The organism is Plantactinospora sp. KLBMP9567 (genome assembly GCF_033446045.1).
GTDB lineage: Bacteria > Actinomycetota > Actinomycetes > Mycobacteriales > Micromonosporaceae > Plantactinospora.
In genome coordinates this window covers 82291-101637 of sequence record NZ_JAWQRR010000051.1, presented here as the reverse complement: position 1 = coordinate 101637, position 19347 = coordinate 82291, and the positions used below count along the sequence as shown (strand labels likewise).

Annotated in this window: 12 protein-coding genes; 11 read left to right on the top strand and 1 reads right to left on the bottom strand. The window is 74.3% G+C overall.

The annotated features are described in order from the left end of the window. The first annotated feature begins 64 nt into the window (after positions 1–64). The 8 genes from R6Y94_RS37845 to R6Y94_RS37810 all read left to right on the top strand — a co-directional run bounded on the left by R6Y94_RS37845 (position 65) and on the right by R6Y94_RS37810 (position 14065). Entirely contained in the window at positions 65–1531 is a 1467-nt protein-coding gene (locus R6Y94_RS37845) for a tryptophan 7-halogenase (RefSeq protein ID WP_318401426.1), read from the top strand. A gap of 52 nt (positions 1532–1583) precedes the next feature. Continuing rightward, on the top strand, positions 1584–7262 hold the full coding sequence (locus tag R6Y94_RS37840) for a polyketide synthase (protein WP_318401424.1): 5679 nt from the start codon (positions 1584–1586) through the stop codon (positions 7260–7262). Further along, positions 7259–7474 (top strand): hypothetical protein, encoded by a 216-nt coding sequence (locus R6Y94_RS37835; protein ID WP_318401422.1) that lies wholly within the window; start codon positions 7259–7261, stop codon positions 7472–7474. The genes R6Y94_RS37840 and R6Y94_RS37835 overlap by 4 nt, the downstream gene beginning before the upstream one ends. A 23-nt stretch (positions 7475–7497) precedes the next feature. Continuing rightward, positions 7498–8172, top strand: coding sequence for a PIG-L deacetylase family protein (locus R6Y94_RS37830; protein ID WP_318401420.1), 675 nt, complete (start codon positions 7498–7500; stop codon positions 8170–8172). 10 nt (positions 8173–8182) lie between these two features. After that, complete coding sequence (locus R6Y94_RS37825; RefSeq protein WP_318401418.1) at positions 8183–10129, top strand: hypothetical protein; 1947 nt, start codon at positions 8183–8185, stop codon at positions 10127–10129. Further along, positions 10105–10902 (top strand): protein phosphatase 2C domain-containing protein, encoded by a 798-nt coding sequence (locus tag R6Y94_RS37820; RefSeq protein ID WP_318401417.1) that lies wholly within the window; start codon positions 10105–10107, stop codon positions 10900–10902. Before R6Y94_RS37825 ends, R6Y94_RS37820 begins: the two co-directional genes overlap by 25 nt. 124 nt (positions 10903–11026) lie before the next feature. Then, positions 11027–13066: an NAD(P)-dependent oxidoreductase gene (locus R6Y94_RS37815; protein WP_318401415.1), complete on the top strand. Its 2040-nt coding sequence runs from the start codon at positions 11027–11029 to the stop codon at positions 13064–13066. 333 nt (positions 13067–13399) lie between these two features. After that, a complete protein-coding gene (locus tag R6Y94_RS37810; protein ID WP_318401413.1) occupies positions 13400–14065 on the top strand; it encodes a helix-turn-helix transcriptional regulator in 666 nt (221 codons plus the stop codon). A 23-nt stretch (positions 14066–14088) separates the two neighbouring features. Here the strand turns inward: R6Y94_RS37810 and glf are convergent, their stop codons facing one another. Then, positions 14089–15267 carry a UDP-galactopyranose mutase gene (gene glf, locus R6Y94_RS37805; protein ID WP_318401412.1) on the bottom strand — a complete coding sequence of 393 codons (1179 nt, stop codon included), beginning with the start codon at positions 15265–15267 and terminating at the stop codon, positions 14089–14091. Between the two features lie 216 nt (positions 15268–15483). On the opposite strand from glf, the gene R6Y94_RS37800 reads away from it, so the two are divergent. From R6Y94_RS37800 to R6Y94_RS37790, 3 genes are read left to right on the top strand one after another with little or no spacing between them, the layout of a single operon-like run. Next, positions 15484–16782 (top strand): nucleotide sugar dehydrogenase, encoded by a 1299-nt coding sequence (locus tag R6Y94_RS37800; RefSeq protein ID WP_318401410.1) that lies wholly within the window; start codon positions 15484–15486, stop codon positions 16780–16782. Continuing rightward, positions 16775–17929: a DegT/DnrJ/EryC1/StrS aminotransferase family protein gene (locus R6Y94_RS37795; RefSeq protein ID WP_318401408.1), complete on the top strand. Its 1155-nt coding sequence runs from the start codon at positions 16775–16777 to the stop codon at positions 17927–17929. The genes R6Y94_RS37800 and R6Y94_RS37795 overlap by 8 nt, the downstream gene beginning before the upstream one ends. After that, positions 17926–19335 (top strand): class I adenylate-forming enzyme family protein, encoded by a 1410-nt coding sequence (locus tag R6Y94_RS37790; protein ID WP_318401406.1) that lies wholly within the window; start codon positions 17926–17928, stop codon positions 19333–19335. Before R6Y94_RS37795 ends, R6Y94_RS37790 begins: the two co-directional genes overlap by 4 nt. Positions 19336–19347 lie beyond the last annotated feature (12 nt).

Genomic DNA, 19347 nt, shown 5'->3' with positions numbered 1-19347 from the left:
TTCAGCGGGTCCCCGCCTCGCGACATCCACACCCGACAGTCCGATTGGGACAGGAGGTCGGCATATGACGGCAGCGGACACGGAGCAGTTCGACGTGGTGGTGGTCGGCGGCGGCCCCGCCGGGTCCAGCTTGAGCACGTTGGTCGCGATGCGCGGGCATCGCGTGCTGCTGCTGGAGAAGGAGAAGTTCCCCCGGTACCAGATCGGGGAGTCGCTGCTGCCGGCCACCGTGCTCGGCACGTGCAACCTGCTCGGCGTCGGTGACGAGCTGCGCCGGGCCGGTTTCACGGTCAAGCGGGGCGGCAGCTTCAAGTGGGGCACCAACCCGGAGCCGTGGACGCTGGACTTCGTCGCCTCGATCCCCGGCCTGCAGGTGCCGGAGCCGGCGTACCAGGTCGAGCGGATGAAGTTCGACGACCTCCTGCTGCGCAACGCCCGCCGGAACGGCGTGGACGTGCGGGAGAACTGCACGGTGGGCGGCGTGCTCCGCGACGGCGACCGGGTGACCGGGGTGCGCTTCGTCGACCGGGAGGCCCAGCCGCGCACCGCGCTGGCCAGGTACGTGGTCGACGCGTCCGGCAACGGCAGCCGTATCCACCAGGAGGTGTCCGGCCAGCGGATCTACTCGGACTTCTTCCGCAACATCGCCCTGTTCGGCTACTTCCGGGGCGGCAAGCGGCTTCCGGCGCCGTACTCCGGCAACATCCTGTCGGCCGCGTTCAAGAGCGGCTGGTTCTGGTACATCCCGCTCCGCCCGGACCTGACCAGCGTGGGTGCGGTGGTCTCCCGGGAGATGGCCGACAAGGTGCGCGGCGACCGGGAGCAGGCGCTGCGCGCGTTGATCGCGGAGTCTCCGCTGATCAGCGACTTCCTCGACGGCGTGCCACGGGTCACCGAGGGTGTGTACGGCACCATCCGCACCCGTAAGGACTACTCCTACAGCGCCCCGTCGTTCTGGCGCCCCGGGATGGTGCTCGTCGGCGACGCCGCGTGCTTCGTCGACCCGGTGCTGTCCAGCGGCGTGCACCTGGCCACCTACAGCGGCCTGCTGGCCGCCCGGTCCATCAACGCGGTGCTCGCCGGCGACGTTCCCGAGGCCACCGCGTTCGACGAGTTCGAGTCGCGCTACCGCCGTGAGTACGGCAACTTCTACGAGTTCCTGGTCTCCTTCTACGACCGGCATGTCGACGAGAACTCCTACTTCTGGTCGGCCAAGAAGATCACCAACCATCCGGCGTCCGACCTGGAGGCCTTCACCAGCCTGGTCGGCGGGCTGACCACCGGGGAGCAGGTGGCCACGGAGGACGGCATCTGGCAGCCGCCGGCGATCGAGCTGGGTACCGCGGCCGGGCGGTACCCCGACTGGGACACCGACCGGCACATCCGCTTCGACCCCCGCCACCCCATCTTCGAGGCACGGCAGTGGGTGCCGGGTGGCGTACCCCACCAGGGGCCGCGGCCGGGTGGGCTGATCCCGTCGTCGGACGGTCTCCAGTGGACTGTGCCGGCGTCGCAGCCCAGCGCCGGCTAGGCCCGGATCCCGACACACACCGCCGGTCGCCCGCACGGGGAGGAGTGCGAGGATGCTTCGTGCCGAACTGATCCGCCCGGTCGCCGACTCGCTGCGCGCGCACGCCGGCCGCTTTCCGGACAAGATGGCGTTCCAGGACGCCCGGTGCGGCATCCGCTACGGCGAGCTGTACCGGCGCACCGGCCGGCTCGCCGGCCACCTCGTGGCCGGCGGATTGGGCCGCGGCGACCGGGTGGCGACCTACCTCGGCGACCGGGTCGAGGCGATGGAGGGGTTGCTCGCGGTATGCCGGGCCGGTGCCGTGGGCACCCCGCTGGATCCGCGGATCGGCGGCGCCGACCTGGCGCACCTGCTGGACGACAGCGGCGCCGCAGTGGTGATCACCGATCCGCCGCGGCTGCGCCGGCTCGGTCCCCTCCTCGACCGGTACCCGGGGCTGCGCGTCCTGGTCACCGGCGGCGAACCGGGCGGCGGTGCCGGCGTACCGCTCGGCGGGCCCGGCTCCGGGTCGTACGAACTGCTCGCCACCACCGAACCGGCCGCCCCGCCGCCGGACGACCTCGGCCTGGACGAGGTCGCCTGGATGCTCTACACCTCGGGCACCACCGGTGTACCCAAGGGTGTGCTCTCCACGCAGCGCGCGTTCCTGTGGTCCGTCGCCGCCTGCTGCGCCCCGGCCCTCGACCTGACCGCCACGGACCGGGTGCTGTGGCCGCTGCCCCTGTTCCACACCATGAGCCACAGCCTGTGCCTGGTCGCCGTGACCGCGGTCGGCGCGACCGCCCGGATCGTCGACGGGCTGGCCGCCGGCGACGTGCTGGCGGAACTGCGCAGGGAGCCGTACACGGTGCTGGCCGGGGTGCCCACCCTCTACCACCACCTCGTCGAGGCCGCCCGCACGGACGGCGGCGGCGTGCCGGCGCCGCGCGCCTGCCTGGTGTCCGGCGCCGCCGCGGATGCGTCGCTGGTCACCGCGTTCGAGGAGACCTTCGGGGTGCCGCTGCTGGACAGCTACGGCAGTACGGAGACGTGCGGACCGATCACCACCAACTGGCTCACCGGCACCCGGGTCCCGGGCTCGTGCGGCCTGCCCGTCCTCGGTCTGACCGTCCGCCTGGTGGACCCGGGCGGGCTCGACGCGGCTCCCGGGCAGGAGGGCGAGGTGTGGGTCTCCGGGCCCAACCTGATGGTCGGCTACCACAACCAGCCGGAGGCCACCGCCGCCGTGCTGCGGGACGGCTGGTACCGCACCGGTGACCTGGCCCGGCGCGACCGCTCGGGATTCCTCACGATGACCGGACGGCTCAACGAGCTGATTATCAGGGGCGGCGAGAACATCCATCCCGCCGACATCGAGGCGGTGCTGCGCCGGGTATCGGGCGTCGCCGAGGTGGCCGTCGCCGGACGGCCCGACGACGCACTCGGCGAGGTTCCGGTGGCCTATCTGGTGGCCGACTCCGGCGGGATCGACCCGCGGCACGCACTCGAACGCTGCCGCTCCGAGCTGCCCCCCTTCAAGGTGCCGGTCCAGCTCTACGAGGTCGCCGCGCTGCCGCGCACCGGCTCCGGCAAGGTGCGGCGCCGGGCACTGCGCGAGCTGGCCGCGACGCCGCTCGTGGCGGGGACCGAGGCGTCGGCCCCGGCCGGACCGGCCCCGGCCGGCGCCGTCGCCCCGGCGCGCGCGTCCGCCGGCGAACTGCTCGATCTGGTACGCGACGAGGTCGCCGCCCTCTGCGGCTTTCCCGCCCGGTCGGCGGTGCCGGTGGACCGGGCGTTCACCGAACTCGGCCTGACCTCGTCCCAGGCGGTGCGGATGCGCGACCGGCTGGCGACCGCCACCGGCCTGGAACTGCGCGCGACGGTGGCGTTCGACCATCCGACCGTCGACCTGCTGGCCGGGCACCTGCGTACCGTGCTGTCCGGCGGCACCGGCGAGCGTGAGGCCGCCGCCGGGCGGACCGCCCCGGCGCGGGTGGAGGGCGCGGACGACCCGGTCGCCATCGTCGGGATGGGCTGCCGGTTCCCGGGCGGCGTGGTGGACCCCGAGGGCCTGTGGCGGCTGGTCGCGGCGGGCACCGACGCGGTGTCCGGGTTCCCCACCGATCGCGGTTGGGACCTCGCCGGCCTGTACCACCCCGATCCGGACCATGCCGGGACGTGCTACGCCCGGGAGGGTGGGTTCGTCCACGACGCCGGCGAGTTCGACGCCCCGTTCTTCCACATCGGCCCCCGGGAGGCGGCGGCGACGGACCCGCAGCACCGGCTGTTGCTGGAGACCTCGTGGGAGGCGCTGGAGCGGTCCGGCATCGATCCGCTGTCGCTGCGGGACAGCCCCACCGGTGTGTTCGCCGGCGTGATGCACCAGGACTACGGGCCACCGCCGGGGCAGGTACCCCGCGACCTGGAGGGCTACCTGGGCGTCGGCACGGCGGGCAGTGTCGCGTCGGGGCGGGTGTCGTACACGCTCGGGCTGGGCGGCCCGGCCATCACGGTGGACACCGCGTGCTCCTCCTCCCTGGTGGCGCTGCATCTGGCCGTGCAGTCCCTGCGCCGTGGCGAGTGCACGCTGGCGCTGGCCGGCGGGGCGACGGTGATGGCGACCCCGGGGGCGTTCGTCGCGTACAGCCGGTTGCGCGGGCTTGCGCCCGACGGCCGCTGCAAGGCGTTCGGCGCGGCCGCCGACGGGGTGGGCTGGGGCGAGGGCGCCGCCATGCTGGTGCTCGAACCCCTCGCCCTGGCTCGCCGCAACGGCCATCCTGTCCTGGCGCTGGTGCGGGGGAGCGCGGTCAACCAGGACGGCGCCTCGGCCGGCCTGACCGCGCCGAGCGGGGCGGCCCAGGAGCGGGTGATCCGGCAGGCGCTCGCCGACGCCGGGCTCGGCGCGGACCAGGTCGACGTGGTGGAGGCACACGGTAGCGGCACCCGGCTGGGCGACCCGATCGAGGCGCACGCCCTGCTGGCCACGTACGGGCGGGGGCGGCCGGCGGACCGTCCGCTGTGGATCGGCTCGGTGAAGTCGAACCTCGGGCACACCCAGGCCGCGGCGGGCGTGGCCGGCGTCGTCAAGATGGTGCTGGCCATGCGGCACGGCGCGGCGCCGGCGACACTGCGCGCGGACCCGCCGTCCCCGGAGGTCGACTGGTCGGCCGGTGCGGTCCGACCGCTGACCGAGGCCCGGGAGTGGCCGGCGTCGGACCGGCCGCGCCGGGCCGCCGTATCCTCCTTCGGCGTGAGCGGCACGAACGCGCACGTGATCCTGGAGCAGCCCGCGCCGCCGGCCCGGGACCTGCCCACCCCGGCGGCCCGCCGGCCGGTCCCGGTGCCGTGGCTGCTCTGCGCGCACAGCGAGGCGGCGCTGCGCGGCCAGGCGGGCCGCCTGCTGTCCATGCTGGACGGGGACGGGCCGGACGCGGCGGACGTCGGCTACGCGCTGGCGACCGCCCGGGCCCGGCTGGCACACCGGGCGGTCGTGGTCGCCCGGGGCCGGGACGGGGCGCGCGGGGCGGTCGAGGCCCTCGCCGACGGGAGGTCCGCGCCCGGCCTCGTCCGCGGCGTGCGCGGCACCGGTGGCCTCGCCGTGTGGTTCACCGGGCAGGGCAGCCAGCGGGCCGGCATGGGCCGGGCGCTCCACTCGGCGTACCCCGGTTATGCGCGCGCCTTCGACGAGGCGTGCGCCGCGCTGGACCGGAACCTGGCCGGGCACGCCGAATACCCGATCCGGGAGGTCGTCTTCGGCACTGTCAGCCCGGACCCGCTCGACCGGACGACGTACGCCCAGGCCGGGCTGTTCGCGCTGGAGGTGGCGCTGTTCCGGCTGGTCGAGTCCTGGGGCGTACGCCCCGACTTCGTCGCCGGGCACTCCATCGGCGAACTCACCGCGGCGCATGTGGCGGGCGTGCTGTCCCTGCCCGACGCCGCCGCGCTCGTGGCGACGCGCGGCCGGCTGCTCGGGGCGCTGCCCGACAACGGCGCCATGGTGGCCGTCGGCGCCGACCCCGGCGAGGTGGCGGCGGCTCTGGCGGGGCGGGAACGCGAGGCGGCCGTCGCGGCGGTGAACGGGCCGGCGTCGGTGGTGATCTCCGGTGGCCGCGACGCGGTGTTCGAGATCGCCGCCGGGTTCGCCGCGGCCGGCCACCGTACCAGGCGACTGCGGGTCAGCCACGCCTTCCACTCGCCGCTGGTGGACGAGGTGTTGGCGGAGCTCCGCGCGGCGGCGGGCAAGCTGACCCACCACCCGCCCCGGGTGCCGATCCTGTCCAACGTCACCGGCGACCTGGCAGGCCCGACGCTGATCGGCGGCGACTACTGGGCCGAGCACGTCCGCCGGCCGGTCCGGTTCGCCGACGGCGTGTGCCGGCTGGTCGGCGCCGGAGTCACCACGTTCCTGGAGCTCGGCCCGGACGGCGTGCTGACGGCCATGGCGGCCGACACCCTCGCCGCGCACGGCGGGGCGGAGACGTGCGTGGCCGTACCGACGCTGCGCTCCGGTCAGGACGACGCGGTGCAGCTGCTCGAGGCGCTCGGCAGGATCTTCGTCCGTGGCGTCGACGTCGACTGGGCCGCCGTGTTCGACGGCACCGGGGCCCGCCGTGTACCGCTGCCGACGTACGCGTTCCAGCGGCGCCGGTACTGGCTGGACACGGCGGACGTCGCGCCCCGCGGCGCGGACGCCGAGCCGGCCGGCCAGCCGCTGCGGGACGTGCCACCGGACCGGTTGGGCGCCACCCTGCTGGAGTTGGTGCGCGGCGAGGCTGCCGCCGTCCTCGGACACGACGTGACCGCCGTCGGTGCCGAGACGTCCTTCGTGGACGCCGGGATCAGCTCCCTGACCGCGATCGAGCTCGGTGGCCGGCTGGGCACCGCCACCGGCCTGTCGCTGCCCCCCTCGGTGGTCTTAGACCACGCCAGCCCGGCGGCGCTCGCCGATCACCTCACCGCCCTGCTGGGCCAGCCGGTCCCCCCGACGCGCACGCGACGGACCGGCGACCGGTGGCTGCGCCGTCACGGGCATCCGGCGGGCGGGCGGGTCCGGCTGGTCTGCCTGCCACACGCCGGCGGCGGGGCCAGCTTCTTCCGCCGGTGGCCCCGGCACCTGCCCGCGACGGTCGAGCTGCACGCGGTGCAGTACCCCGGCCGGGAGGACCGGATCGCCGAACCGCCCGTCGACGACCTGCACCGGCTGGCCGACCTGGTGGCGGAGGCCGTACTGCCGCTGGCCGACCGGCCGCTGGCGCTGTTCGGGCACAGCATGGGCGCCGCGGTGGCGGCCGAGGTCGCCCTCCGCTGCCAGGCACGCGGGCGGTCACCGGCGCACCTGTTCGTCTCCGCCTTCCCCGCGTTCGGTCACGGCGGCGCCGACGGCGACCGCCCCGCCGACGACGACACGATCACCGCCTCGATCCGCCGGTTGGCCGGCCCCGGCGCGGCGGTGCTCGACGTGCCCGGTCTGCGCGCGATGGTGCTGCCCACGCTGCGTGCCGACTACCGGGCGGTCGAGGCGTACCGGCCCCGCCCGGCAGCCCGGCTCGGCTGCCCCGTGGTCGGCTACGCCGGGCGGGAGGACCCCACGGTCACCGTGGCGCAGGTCGCGGAGTGGGCGGCGGTGGCGGACGGCGGCTTCGCGCTGCGGGTGTACCCGGGCAGCCACTTCTACCTGCTGGAGCACGAGGCGGACGTGGTCGCCGACATCGTCCGTCGACTCGCCCCGGCGGACGGGCCGGCGACCGGATGACCGCCGCCGCCGAGATCGTGCCGCCGCTGGGCGCGCACCAGGTGCTGCTCCTGCTCACCACGACGAGCTACGCCGTCCTGATCCTGGTGGCGATCGTGACCTCGGTGATGGCACCGCCCATGCTCCGCTGGGCGATGGGCCGGATCCGGCAGAACCCGCAGGAGGCCGACCGGCTGGACCGGCTGGCCGCGTGGACCGAGCCGCCCCGCTGACCCGGAGCACGACAAGGAGAGGTATGTCCGGCCGAATACTGGTGGTCGCCGCCCATCCGGACGACGAGATCCTGGGCATGGGCGGCACGATCGCCAAGCACGCCCTGTACGAGGGGGCCGAGATCGCTGTCCTGTGGGTCTCCGACGGCAGCACCGGGCAGTACCCGGGCAACCGCGAGATCCTTGAGCTGAAGCAGAAGGAGGCGGAGGCGGCCGCCCGTACCCTCGGGGTGGTCCACTGCATGCAGCGCGAGCTGCCGAACATGCGCCTCGACGCGGTCCCGCACATCGACGTCAACCGGGTGGTCGAGGAGGCGGTCGAGGAGTTCTGCCCGGACACCGTCTACACCGTCCACCCCGATGTCAACCTGGACCACCGGATGGTGTTCCAGTCCGTGATGGTGGCGACCCGGCCCCGGGGCGGCTGTCCGGTGCGCCGGGTGCTCAGCTACGCGACGACGTCGGCCGTCGAGTGGACGCCGCCCTTCGAGGCATCCTTCCGGCCCAACTGGTTCTCCAACGTCACCGACACCATCGAGGACAAGGTGCGCGCGTTCGCGTGCTACACGACGGAGACCCGCTCCTGGCCGCACCCGCGGTCGTCCCGGGCGATCCGGGCGAACGCCGAGGCGTGGGGCACCTGGGTGGGCTGGGAGTGCGCCGAACCGTTCCTCCTCGTCCGCCAGCTGTGCGACTGAGAGGTATCTCGTGAGCGACGTCCGCGTCAGCGGTGTGGTCATGGCGCACCCCGATCGAACCGGTCCCGGCCAGGCACTGATCCGGCTTTTCCGGCCGGGCTTCCTCGACCTCGTGCTCGACCCGCAGCCGGACGGGCCGCCGACCGCCCTGCGGACGGCGATGCGGGCCTGGTCGTCCATCCCAGCAGGGGCAACGCACCACCTGGTGCTGGAGGACGACGCCGAGCCGTCCCCGGGGTTCGCTGAGCACGCCGAGCGGGCGGCCGCCGCGATGCCGGACGTGGCGATCGCCTTCCACAGCAACTGGAGCTCCCGCAACGGCGGGGCGGTCCGGCTGGGCCTGCTCGCCGGGGCCCGCTGGGCGCGAGCCGCCGGCGAGTACACCCCCACGGTGGCGCTCATGCTGCCGGCCGCGGTCGGGGCGGGCTTCGCGGCGTACGCCGCCGCCCACGGCGACACCTGGCCGGGTGACGTGGTGATGGCGCGCTACCTCAGCGCCGTCGGAGTGCCCACGTACCTGACCGTGCCCAACCTCGTGGAGCACGGTGACCTGCCCAGCCTGACGGACAACGACCAGCACGGGTCCCGTCGGGCCGCCTGCTTCGGCACACTGCCGGCCGACGCCGACTGGGGCCCGCACCGGGTGCTGGAGCCGGACGTCGTGCCGTTCTTCAAGTTCGGCATGGCGCTCTGCGCGGTCCGGGAGGGTCCGACGGGCCGTTGGCTGACCCTCGGGTTCGACCGGAGCTCGCGGCGGCTGGGCATCGACGCCGAGGCGTGTCTCGACGAGTTCCGGTCGGCGCTGAAGGCGATCCCCGACGCGGTGCGCGGGCTCGGCGAGCTGGCGCCGCCGGTCCTGGAGTCGCTGTGGCGGGCCGCCTACCTGACCGGGTTCGCGGGCCGCCGCCCGGAGCGCCCGGCGGACCTGACGGCGGAGCTGGCGGCGTGGTCGGCGGACCCGTGGGTGGACGAGGCGCTGACGACGCTGGGCCGGGGCGGGCTCTGCACGAGCTTCCCGGCGCGGCGGCTGCTGGCGCTCGGCGACCACCTCCGGGAGGTGGCGCGGGCGGGCCTGGTCGCCGGGGCGCGGCACCGGGAGTCCGCGGCCCGGCGCGGCCCGGCCGGGCCCCGCCGCCGGGTCGCCGTCATCGCCGCCAAGGGGCAGGCGCTCGGCCGGTGCGTCGCGGCCGACCTGGGCGACCGCGGCTACGACGTCGCGACGGTGGATCTCGACGGACCGACCGTGCCCGAGGACGAGCTGCGCCTGGTCCTCCCGGGCGCGACCGCGTTGGTGTACGCCGGAACCGGGGCGCCCGACGACGTTCTGCCCGGCCTCGTGGACCGCGCCCGGTCCGCCGGCGTCCCGCGGATCGTCCACCTCGACCCGCCCCCCGGCGTGCCCACACCGCCACCCCCCACCGTGAACCTTTTTCAACCTGAACCGCGCGACGCCCACGCACCGCGTCCGACCATGCGGTCCGTCGGACCGCAAGGGGAGGTTGAAAAAGGTTCAGTGGACGGCCTCGCGGTGACCACGCTCCGGCTGGGTGTCCCGTACGGTCCGGAGATCGACGCGGCACCGGTGAACGACCTCGTCGCGCGGGCCCTCCGCAAAAAGCCGCTGGCCGTCGACGCCGGGCGGCGGGACCGGCTGCGGTTCGTGCACGTCTGGGACGTCGGCGCCGCGGTGGACCGGGTCCTGCGCGCCACCCGCCCGGGGGCGACCTGGGACGTCTGCGGTGCCGAGAGTGTCACCCCGTACGAACTCGCCACCCTCGTGTCCCGAGTGGTGAAGCCGGTGCCGGTCGAAGCGGCCCCGGACGCCCCGCACGGCCGGCCGCCGTGCCGGGACCTCTCGGCGGACCGCACCCGGTCGGAGCTCGGCTGGGCCCCGACCGTCGCGCTCGCCGAGGGCGTCCGGACCCTGGCGCAGTGGCTGGCGTACGAGGCGGACTGACGATGGAGGTCGTCTTCGCGAGCAGCCCCGGCCCCGGCGGGACGAACGAGGACGCGCTGGTGGCCGGGGCGGACTTCGCCGTCGTGATCGACGGGGCGACCGCCGAGCCCGACACCGACCCCGGTTGCGTCCACGGCGTGCGGTGGTTCGCCGTCTCGGTCGCCAGCGAGCTGGGCCGCCTGCTCACCGGCGACGCGGCTCGCGCGCTGCCGCTGGCGGACGTCCTGCACCGCGCGCTCGACGCCGTGGGCCGGTCACACGCGCACACCTGCGACCTGACCAACCCGTGCAGCCCGTCGGGGACCGTGGCGATGGTCCGGACCGGGGCCGGCGGCATCGAGTACCTGGTCCTGGGCGACGCGGCGTTCGTCGCGGAGGAGGAGCGGGGCGAGGTCCGCGTGGTGAGCGACGACCGGATCCGGCGCTTCGACGACCGGCCCTGGGCGGCACTGCGCCAGGTCCGCAACGTGCCCGACGGGTTCTGGGTGGCCGGGAGCCGGCCGGAGGCCGCCCACCACGCCATCACCGGCGCGCTGCCGCTGGCCCGGCTCAGCCGGGCGGCACTGCTCACGGACGGCGCGTCGCGGCTGGTGGAGCGGTACGGCTGGGGTTGGCCGGCGCTGCTCGACCTGCTGGAGACGCACGGACCGGCGGACCTGATCGCCCAGACGAGAGCGGCCGAACGCGCGACGCCACCAGGCAGCTTTCCGGGGAAGGCACACGACGACGCCACGGCGGTGCTCTGCCGCTTCCCGGGCGGTCGGCAGCGGTGATCTCCCGGGCGCTCCACGGGCCTGGCCGAACGGTCATGCCTTGACGGGGAGCCAGCCGCCGTCGTTTCCGGGGAAACTCGATATGTCGGGTAGTGGCCCAGATCCCGCCGCTGCCGGACACCGGATGGGAGGCGTACCGCTGATGGAGCACAGCTACCGGCTGACCGGGGCGATCATGGCCCACCCGAAGCGGATCGAGCAGGCTGCGCGGCTCGCCGACCGCCTTCCGCCGGAGTTCCGGGAGGTGGTGACGGATCCCGACCCGACCGGCGCGCCCGCGGAGCTGCGTACCTCGATGGCGGCCTGGTCGTCGGTGCCCGCCGACTCGACGCACCACCTGGTGATGCACGACGACATGACGGTGTCGTCGTCGCTGGTCGAGCGCGCCCGCCGGGCGGTCGAGGCCCATCCGCACGCCGCGCTGGCACTGTTCGCGTTCTGGAGCTCGCGTAACGGTGCCGCGGTGCGGCAGGGCGCGCTCGCCGGTGCGCGGTGGGTGCGCGCCATCAACGAGTGGACCCCGACCAACGCGCTCATCCTGCCCCGCGACGTCGCGCAGGGGTTCGTCCGGTACGCCCGGGGCCGCGAGGCCTGGCCGAGCGACGTGCTCATGCACCGCTACCTGCGGGCCGAGGGCATCCCGGCGTACGTCGCCGTACCGAACCTCGTCGAGCACGACGACCTGCCGAGCCTGGTGAACAACACCAATCAGGGCCTGCGGCGGTCAGCCTGCTTCTTCGCCGACGACCCGGCGCCGCAGCGGGGCGAGGAGGGTCTGCTGAGCCCGTCCGCGGTGCCGTTCTTCGTGTACTACTCGCGCGGGGTGGCGCACTGCGCGGTGCGGATCCCCGGCGGGGCCCGTCCCCGGTGGACCTACTCCGAGTGCGCCGACTATCTCCACCGCTTCGGCGTCGACGCCGCCGGCCTGCGCTCCCGGATGGGCCCGGCGCCGGCCGGCGTCGACGAGGAGATGGCCTGGGCGGTCTGGCTGACCGCCTACACGATGGGAGCCCTCAACCGCCTGGAGGGCCACGGGGTCGTCCCCGGCCTGGAGAGCGGGGCCGACCCGGTGCTGGAGCGGGCACTCGGCACCCTCGTACCGGGCGGTGTCTGCCACCGCGTCGACGCCCGGTACGCGACGGATCTGTCCGCGCGCCTGCTACCCACCATCCGGCACGGGCTGCAGACGGGACTGCGTGCCGACCGGCGGGCGCGTACGCCGAGCCGTACCGGCCGGCGGGTCCTGGTCAGCGGCGGGAACACCTTCGTCGGTGAGTACCTGGCGCACCGCCTCGCCGACCTCGGGCACGAGGTGCTCTCCCTCGACGCGGAGAAGCCCGCGGGCGTGCACGAGGAGGTCACCTACCTGGTGCACGACGGCAGCTCGGAGCAGGGCCTCGCCGCCCTCCTACGGGGCGTCGACGCGGTCGTCCACGCCGGCCCCTGCGCATGGGCGGACAACGTGCGTGAGGACCTGGCCGGCATCCGGCACGAACACCCGGTTGGCATCCGGCACGGAGACCTGACCGGCATCCGGCACGAACACCGCCGGACGGGCCGACTGCTCGGCGCGGCGGCGTCGGCCGGCGTCGGCACCGTGGTGTTCCTCAGCTCGTACCGGGTCTACGCCGGAGGCACCGGAACCGTCGACGAGAGCGCGGCATCCCCGCCCAGCACGGATCCGGTGGCCGGGGAGATCCGGCGTATCGAGGAGCTCTGCGCCCGCCACGGCGCCGTCGTCCTGCGGCTCGGCACCCCGTACGGGCCGGGCATGCCGCGCCACAACGCCCTGGCCGAGATGGTGCTGCGGTCCATCGTCAGCCGGCCGATCGTCGTCGAACCGGACGAACGGTGGCCGGTGCAGCTCGTGCACCTCAGGGACGTCGCCGGCGCGGTCCACGCGGTCCTCACCGCCCCCCCGTCGAGCCGACTGTTCAACATCGGCAACGTCGAGGCACTGAGCCACCAGGACCTGCGCGAGGAGGTCTTCCGGGTCGTCCGTCCGATCCCGGTGGAACACGCCGAGCGGCTCCGGTCGTGCGTCGAGAACCCCGTCGCCACCGTGGACCTGGCGGCCGAGGAGCTCGGTTGGCGGCCCAGCGTGGACGTCGGCTACGCCCTGCACGGGTATGCGCAGTGGCTCGCCCACGATCTTGACGACTAGGTCGGCCCCGCGCCGGCCCCGCCGTCCGCACCACTGAAGCGAACATCGAACACGGGGGCACGATGATGGATCCGCGGTGGGAAGCACCGTACGGACCTGCGGTCGAACGACCGCACCGGCCGGGATGACGGCTACCGCACCGACCAGCCGGGTGGCGGGCGCGCGCGGCGACGCCGCCCCGGTGAGCAAGCAGGACCCGCGGCGGTGCGCAGCCGCGGATGCGCCGCGCCCACATCCGTTGAGGAGAGGACCACACGCGACCGACTTCTGCCCGCAACGACGCGGTGGCCCTGGTCAATAGGGACGAACCCCCGCCCCAACGAGAGGAGTCTGATGGACCTGCGAGTTGCCGTCTACGTGCGGAAGATGGTGCTCCGACTCGGCGTGGAGGCGTTGCTCTCCGCCGTGCCTTTCGTCGAGGGGACGCACGACTGCGAGAGTTGGAACCGCGTCGAGGAGCTGGCGCGGGCCGGTGACATCGACGCGCTGATCGTGCACGAGTCCGACGCGCACGCGCTCGACGACGAAGCCCTGGAGCTGGTGCGGCGCAAGGCGAAGGTCCTCGTCCTCCTGGAGGACCGGCACGCCCTGAAGATACTGAGCAGCGGGCTCCTGGTGGACGGTCTGCTGATGGAGGACGAGCTGACCGAGGCGTCCCTGACCGACGCGCTGCGGCGGATCACGGCGGGCGAGATTCCGATGCCCGCGGTGCTGACCCGGGAGCTGATCGAGCGGGCCGGCGCCCCGTCGCCCTGGCCGTTGCGTCACCGCAGCGCGCAGAACCTCACCCCGCGGGAGATGGAGACGCTGGGGCTGCTCGCCGAAGGACTGGGTAACAAGCAGATCGCCCGCCGGCTGCAGATCTCCAGCCACGGCGCGAAGCGGATCGTGGCGAGCGTGCTGCTGAAGCTCGGTTCGCCCAACCGGACCACCGCGGTCGTCACCGCGGTGCAGGCCGGGTTGATCACCCTCGACCGCGAGCAGCGGCCGAGCGCCTGAGCGGGTTGGTGCCGCCACCCGAGCTACTTGACCGCCGGGTCGCGCCGCGGCCGACCGGCCACCGACGACGCTTCGAGGAGCGGGCGGACCCGGTTGTCGAACATGGTGAGCGCCGACCCGATCGCCATGTGCATGTCGAGATACTTGTACGTGCCGAGCCGGCCGCCGAAGAACACCAGGTGCTCCGCGCGCGCCCGGTCCCGGTAGCGCAGCAGGCGGGCCCGGTCCTCCTCGGTGTTGACCGGGTAGTACTGCTCGTCGTGGCGCTGGGCGAAGCGCGAGTACTCGCGGGCGATGATGGTGCGGTCGGCCGGGTAGTCCCGTCGGTGCGGGTAGAAGTGCCGGAACTCGTGGATGCGGGTGAACGGCACCGTCTCGTCGGCGTAGTTCATCTGCGCGGTGCCCTGGAAGTCGCCGACGGGCAGGACCATCCACTCGAAGTCCAGGGTCCGCCAGGACAGATCCCCCTCGACGTAGTCGAAGTAGCGGTCGACCGGCCCGGTGTAGACGATCGGTACCGAGCCGACGAGGGCGGGGCGCAGGTCGAAGAAGTCGGTGCCGAGACGCACCTCGATCCGCCGGTGGTCGACCATCCGCTCCAGCCACGGGGCGTATCCGTCGACCGGCATCCCCTCGTACGTGTCGTCGAAGTAGCGGTTGTTGAAGGTGTATCGCACGGGAAGCCGGGTGATGATGTCGGCGGGCAGGTCGCACGGGTCCGTCTGCCACTGCTTCGCGGTGTACCCGCGGATGAGCGCCTCGTACAACGGCCGGCCGACCAGCGAGATCGCCCTGCCCTCCAGACCGCCGGCGTCGTTCGCCGCGCCGGCCTGCTCGGCGATCAGCTGCCGCGCCTCGTCCGGGGACATCGCCCGGCCGAAGAACTGGCAGATGGTGCCCAGGTTGATCGGCATGGGGTACACCCGCCCGCCGGCGAGCGTGAAGACCCGGTGCCGGTAGCCGGTGAACGCGGTGAACCGGTTGACGTACGCCCACACCCGCTCGTTCGAGGTGTGGAACACGTGCGTGCCGTAGCGCTGCACCTCGATGCCGGTCTCCGGGTCGACCTCGCCGTACGCGTTGCCGCCGATGTGGTCGCGGCGATCCAGCAGCAGGACGTTGGCGCCCAGCTCCGTGGCGCAGCGTTCGGCAATCGTCAGGCCGAACAACCCGGCCCCGACGACGACGAGATCCGCGTTCACGGTCCTCACCGCCCCTGTCTGGGTCTTCCTTGCGAAGGATGGTCCAGGACCGATTCAACCGGGACCGACCCGGGCGCCGCTACGGTCCGTCAGGGCATGGCTGTCTGGCGCAACCGGGAGGTGCGGCCGATCGGATCTCTCCGGATCCGGCGGTCGGCGGCAGTATTTCCCCGTAGGTGTTGCATTCCTGGGATGTCGGCGTCGCTCGGAGCGGTGATGAACTCGTATGTGGCGGTGGTCGGGCTCGGCTACGTAGGGCTGCCCCTGGCGGTCTCGATGGCCCGGGCCGGCATGCAGGTGCTCGGCGTGGACACCGATCCGGCGGTCCGGCACGCGGTCGACCGGCGGGAGCCGCCGTTCGCCGAACCGGGCCTGGCCGCGGCGCTGCGCGCGGTGCCGACGGACCGGCTGACGACGGCCGAGGCCCTGCCGGAGCGGCCACCGGCCGCGGTGATCCTCTGCGTCGGCACGCCGGTCGCACCGGACGCCCACCAGCCGGACCTCCGCCAACTGCGCGCGGCGGTGGACGGGATCGCGCCGCGGATCGCGGAGGACACCCTCGTCGTCGTCCGCAGCACGGTGCCGGTGGGGACGTGCCGGCGCTACGTGCTGCCGGCGCTGCGCCGCGGCGTGGCCGCGCCGTTGCTCGCCTGCTGCCCCGAGCGGACCATCCAGGGCCTGGCGATGGCGGAGCTCGGGTCGCTCCCGCAGATCGTGGGTGGGCTCGACAGCCGGTCCCGCGCGCGGGCGGACCAGCTCTTCGCGGCGGTGTGCCCGGACCGGGTGCCGGTCTCCTCGCTGGAGGCCGCCGAGATGACCAAGCTGGCCTGCAACGCGCACACCGACCTGATCTACGGGTTCGGCAACGAGCTGGCCCTCACCGCTGCGGCCCTCGGCCTCGACGCGTGGGAGATCATCGACGCGGCCAACCTGCGCTATCCCCGGCCCGACATCTCGGGGCCCGGCTACGTCGGCGGCAGCTGCCTGACCAAGGACCCGTACCTCCTGCTGGACTCCGCGGGCCGGGCGGGTCGGTGGATGCCGATGGTCGCGGCCGCCCGTGCGGTCAACGAGAGCGTCCCGTACGCGGTGGTCGACGGTTTCCGCGCGGCGCTGGCCCGGCACGGGGACCGCCCGGCGACCGAGGCGAAGGTGCTGGTGTGCGGGATGGCCTACAAGGGCCGACCGGCCACCGACGATGTCCGGGGTGGCGCCGCGGCCGTGGTGGCCACGCTGTTGGGGCCGACCGTGGGGACCCTGGCCGGCCACGACTTCCTGGTCCCCGAGGACCGGACCAAGGAACTGGGGTACGAGCCGGTGGACCTCGACGAGGGGCTGTGCGACGCGGACGGCGTCATCCTGCTCAACGACCATCCCGGATACCGCGAGCTCGAACCGGAGGCGGTCCGGTCCCGGATGCGTGCGGGGCGGGTCGTGTTCGACGTCTGGGGGGTGGCCCGGCAGCGGCTGGACGGTGCGCCGGGCGTCAGGTACCTGAGGTACGGGCGTGGCTGAGCGGTGGCGGGTCGCGGTCGCCGACACCACCGTCGCCGCCGCCGAGATCGACGCGGTCAGCCGGGTGCTCTCCGCGCGCTGGCTCTCCGCCGGGGAGACCACCCGGGCGTTCGAGCGGGAGTTCGCGCGGGCGCTCGGTGTGCCGGACGCGGTGGCGGTGAGCAGCGGAACGGCGGCGTTGCACCTGGCCGTGCTGGCCCTCGACATCGGACCGGGCGACGAGGTCGTTATGCCCTCGCTCAGCTTCGTGGCGGCGGCCGAGGTGACGGCCCTGCTCGGTGCCGTACCGGTCTTCGCCGACGTCCGCTCGGAACAGGACCTCACGATCGATCCCGACGACGTGTCCCGGCTCCTCACGAGCCGCACCAGGGCCGTGGTCGCGATGCACTACAGCGGCTTCCCGGCCGACCTGGCCCGGCTGCGGGCGCTGACCGACGAGCACGGGCTGGCGCTGATCGAGGACGCGGCACACGCCCCCGTGGTCCGGGCCGGATCGCGGATGGCCGGCACGGTCGGGGATCTCGGCTGCTTCAGCTTCCACCCGGCGAAGAACATCACCACCGGCGAGGGCGGGATGGTGGTCGGGACCGACGCCGACCGGCTCGACCGGGTCCGGGCGATGAGGTCGCACTGCGTGGCGCGCACCGGCGGGATCGGGTACGACGTGACCGGGGTCGGCCTCAACTACCGGCCCACGGAGGTCTCCTCCGCGCTCGGCCGGGTGCAGCTGGGCCGGCTCGCCGAGGACCGGGCCCGGCGCGGCGCGGTGCGGGCGACGTACGAGGAGATGCTGCGCGACGTCCCGGGCGTGGTCGTACCGTTCGCCGAGCACACCGGGGACAGCGCACACCACCTGTTCGCGGTGCTGGTGCCGGCGCGGCTGCGCGACGAGCTGTGCCGGAGGCTCGCGGCCGAGGGCATCCAGACCACCATGCACTACCCGCCGACGCACCGGTTCTCCTTCTACCGGACGGCGTACCCCGGCGCCCACCGGCCGCTCCCGGTGACCGAGCGGGTGGCCGCGCGGCTGGTGAGCCTGCCGATGCACGCGCGGATGTCCACCGGGGACGCGGCGTTCGTGGCGCGGGCCGTTCGGTCCGTACTCGACCCGCGGGCCGCGCACCGGCCGCGGAGGGTGCCCGGATGAGCGGCCGGATCGTCGCGGCGCTGCGCCGGCACCGGGACCGGTCCCCGGACGCGGTGGCGGTCCGGGCCGGCACGGACGCCGGATGGCGCGCGACGACGTGGACGCAGCTGCACGACGCCGCGCGGTCCGTCGCGGCACACGCCCCGTCGATGCTCGACCGTACGCCGGTCGTGCTGCTCCTCGACGGCGGCGCGGCCGGCATCGCCACCCTGCTGGGGCTCGCGGACGCCGGCGTGGACCTGCTGTTGCTGGAGGAGCGGAACTCGTTCCTGACCGACCACGAGTCCGTGATCCGCCGCTGCGGGGCGTCCGTCGTGGTCGGCCCCGAGCGGCGGCCACCGGACTCGTTCAGGTACCTGTCGTACCTGGAGTGCGCCCGGCCGTTCCCGTCGGGCGGCACCGGACGTGCCGCGGGCGAGCCGGAGATCCTCCAGCTCACCTCGGGGTCCACCGGCGAGCCGCGGGCCGCCCGGCAGCCGCTGCGCAACCTCGTACGCGGCGGCCGGCTCTACCGGGACCTCTTCGCGCTGACCGACCGCGACGTCGTCCTCGCCGCCGTTCCGCTCGCGCACTCCTTCGGGCTCGTCGGCGGCCTCGCGGCGGCCCTCGTCTCCGGCGCGACGCTGTGCACGGTGACCCGGTTCCACCCCAGGCGCATGCTGGAGGGGCTGGACCGGGCCACGACGTTCCTCGGTACGCCGCTGGTGTACCAGATGCTCACGCCGCTGCTGCCGTCCCGTCGGGGTGGCCACGCGCACCTGCGTACCGTCCTGACCTCGGGCGGTCCGCTCGCCCCCGGCCTGGCGGCGAGCATCGCCGACCGCCTCGGCACCGGTGTGCGCCAGGTCTACGGCAGCACCGAGACCGGCCTGATCGCCTGCGAGCCCGGGCTGGGCGGCCCCGCCCGGGAGGGCCGGGTCGGCCGGCCTGCCCCGGGCGTCCAGGTCCGGGTCACGCCGGGCGACGGGCGCCTCCTCGTGCGGACGCGGACGATGTTCACCGGGTACCTCGGCGAGCCGGCGCGCGGCGACGGCTACTACGACACCGGTGACGTGGCCCGGGTCGACGCGGACGGCAGCCTCGTCCTGGTCGGCCGGAAGAGCACCTTCGTCAACGTGGGCGGCCGGAAGGTCAATCCGCGCCGGATCGAGCGCGTCGTGGCCGAGCACCCCGGCGTACGGGAGGCCGTCGTCTACGGTGCGAGCGGGACCGCCGGCGAGGAGGAGGTCAACGCGGCCGTGGTACTCGTTCCCGGCACCCGGGTCGAGGACGTGGTGGCGTTCTGCCGGTCGCGTGGGCTGATGCCGTTCGAGGTGCCGCACCGGGTGCACGTCCTGGACCGGCTGCCGCGCACCGGGATGGGGAAGGTCGACCTGCCCCGGGTGATCGCCGCGGGACGTCCCTGACCCACGGGCTCG

What these genes read in the sequence shown, in the direction of transcription:
- R6Y94_RS37845 (WP_318401426.1), top strand. Translation starts at nt 65, where the DNA reads ATGACGGCAGCGGACACGGAGCAGTTCGACGTGGTGGTGGTCGGCGGC.
- R6Y94_RS37840 (WP_318401424.1), top strand. Translation starts at nt 1,584, where the DNA reads ATGCTTCGTGCCGAACTGATCCGCCCGGTCGCCGACTCGCTGCGCGCG.
- R6Y94_RS37835 (WP_318401422.1), top strand. Translation starts at nt 7,259, where the DNA reads ATGACCGCCGCCGCCGAGATCGTGCCGCCGCTGGGCGCGCACCAGGTG.
- R6Y94_RS37830 (WP_318401420.1), top strand. Translation starts at nt 7,498, where the DNA reads ATGTCCGGCCGAATACTGGTGGTCGCCGCCCATCCGGACGACGAGATC.
- R6Y94_RS37815 (WP_318401415.1), top strand. Translation starts at nt 11,027, where the DNA reads ATGGGAGGCGTACCGCTGATGGAGCACAGCTACCGGCTGACCGGGGCG.
- R6Y94_RS37810 (WP_318401413.1), top strand. Translation starts at nt 13,400, where the DNA reads ATGGACCTGCGAGTTGCCGTCTACGTGCGGAAGATGGTGCTCCGACTC.
- R6Y94_RS37800 (WP_318401410.1), top strand. Translation starts at nt 15,484, where the DNA reads ATGAACTCGTATGTGGCGGTGGTCGGGCTCGGCTACGTAGGGCTGCCC.
- R6Y94_RS37790 (WP_318401406.1), top strand. Translation starts at nt 17,926, where the DNA reads ATGAGCGGCCGGATCGTCGCGGCGCTGCGCCGGCACCGGGACCGGTCC.